The 2,167-nt window shown below is 68.5% G+C and carries 1 protein-coding gene; it reads right to left on the bottom strand.

Annotation, left to right across the window (positions count from 1 at the left end; translation table 11 throughout):
• Positions 1-113: 113 nt before the first annotated feature.
• Positions 114-1,502, bottom strand: a complete 1,389-nt coding sequence (gene ltrA, locus ACZ3YL_RS42395; RefSeq protein ID WP_465663189.1) for a group II intron reverse transcriptase/maturase — start codon at positions 1,500-1,502, stop codon at positions 114-116.
• Positions 1,503-2,167 lie beyond the last annotated feature (665 nt).

Below are 2,167 nucleotides of genomic sequence, written 5' to 3'. Positions count from 1 at the left end.
GGTGAGTCGGCCCGGGGCGCGGTGCCGGGATTGCTCCCGGTCCGTTTCCCCGGACCGCTCTCCGAACCCGGCGTGCGACTCTCACCGCACCGGGCTCTCCACGGTTCCTGCCGTCAGGCGGGGTTCGCAGGGAGCCACGGGGTTGGGATCTTGTTGCCCCGGTAGGTGTAGCGGGAGACCGACACACCCTCGATCCGGAAGTACTCGACCCCGTCCGCCGCGATCCTCCACCGCCCGGAGGCGGCGAGGTGTCGGCGGACCTGTCCCCAGTTCCAGCCGTGGCGCGCCCGCAGCATGTGGACCAGCCTCCACCAGGTGAAGTCATCCAACTTGCTGAAAGTGCGTTTGGCCACGGCGTACTTGAAGTAGTTGGCCCATCCGCGCATGATCTGACCTAGTCTGGTCAGAACCGACGCGAAGTCCTGCTGCGATGTCTTGTGCGTCAGGGCACGGATCTTCGCCCTCAGCGTCCGGACGGGCCGGGCCGCGATGAAGGTGTAGACGTACCACTTGTTCGTCCCCCTCTTGCGCTTCCACCGGATGCGGAAGCCGAGGAAGTCGAACCCGTCGCTCATGTGGACCACTTGGGTCTTGGCCGGTGACAGCCGCAACCCGAGCGGAGCCAGCGCGACGGCGACCTCTTCGCGCAGCGCTTCAGTGTGCTCGCGCGCGCCGTGCACCAAGACGACGAAGTCATCCGCGTAGCGGACCAGCCGCCACGTCGGTCGCCCCTTGGTGTGACGGTAGTCGCGCTTGCCGCGGGTCGACATCGCCCCGCCTGGCTTCCACGGCGCCATCACGTGCTCGTCGAGCACGCTCAGGGCGATGTTGGCCAGCAGCGGGGACAAAATGCCGCCCTGCGGCGTGCCGGTCACTGTGCCCTGGTAGTCGCCGAGTCCGGTGAGGATCCCGGCTTTCAGGAACGCTTTGACCAGCGCCAGGACGCGTTTGTCCTTCACCCGAAGGCGCACCCGGTCCATGAGGGCCGCGTGGTCGATCGAGTCGAAGCACGCCTCGATGTCCGCATCCAACACCCAGCGGTAGCCGCGGGTGCCGAAGTGGTGGATCTCGGCGATCGCGTCCTGGGCACGCCGCTTGGGCCGGAAACCGTACGAGCACGGCAGGAACTCCGCCTCGAAGATCGGCTCCAGCACCACTTTCAGCGCCGCCTGGGCGACTCGGTCCGCGATCGTCGGAATCCCGAGCTTGCGGACCTTCCCCGACCCACCCGGTTTCGGGATCTTGCGTTCCCGCACCGGCAGCGGTCGGAACGAGCCGTCCTTGAGACCGGCCCGCAGGTCGTCCAGGAACCGGGGCACGCCTACCAGTTCCGTGACGTCGGCGACCGTGAGGCCGTCCACGCCCGGCGTGCGCGCACCCTGGTTCCCCGCGACCCGGTCGAACGCCACGATCAGCGTCGCCGGGTCACACACGAAGTTGAACAAGTCATCGAACCGGCGGCCGGGATCGGCCACCGCCCAACGGTGAAGCTTGGCCTGCATCTCCGATACCCTCGCTCCCGGCCCGGCCGGACCAGAACGAGGAGCATCGCCATTCGGCGACGCGTCTTCCGGCATTGCAGCGTCCTTCCCTTCTTGAAACCGCTGCCGCCCTTCCCCATGCGGCCGGCTTTCCCGGCCTCGGAGTACTACGGCGGCTCCGCCCCGTCCCGGACCGATCGGCGGTCGACGCGCCCAGCCCCAGCCTCGCCGCTGGAGGCGACGCGGAGGGCAAGACCCGGGACAGTTCCCGTGTTCACTGTGGTTCGCTCGACGAAGTAGGAGCCCGACTATGCCCCTGCGGCATCGCTGCGAGTACGCCGCAGACCTTCCTCGCAGCCTCCCTGGCAGCTCATGCCCACCACCTCGGGAGTTCCCCGCCGCCCATGGCGACGGGTGCGCGCCGCCCCCAGCCCAGATCCACCAGGTTCGAGCTGGTGCCGCATCAAGGGGGTGTCACACGCCGGTTCCTCACGTACTCCTCTCCGTCCCGCTCGCCGAACCCGAACCGTCTGGCAGTACCGGCCCGTCCCGGCTTTGTCAGGGCTGCTCCCACCCTCCCCGGCGTCACCCGGATCAGGCTGCCCCCAGCTCCACCGCCCTGCTGCGACAGGGTCAGCGGCGAAGGTCTCTCACCTCCACTCGAACCACAGCGCCTCACGGCGCAC

It is taken from the genome of Kitasatospora sp. NPDC023176, from assembly GCF_055560495.1.
The sequence above is the reverse complement of the archived record's forward strand: the minus strand, read 5'-3'. Positions and strand labels throughout refer to the sequence as shown.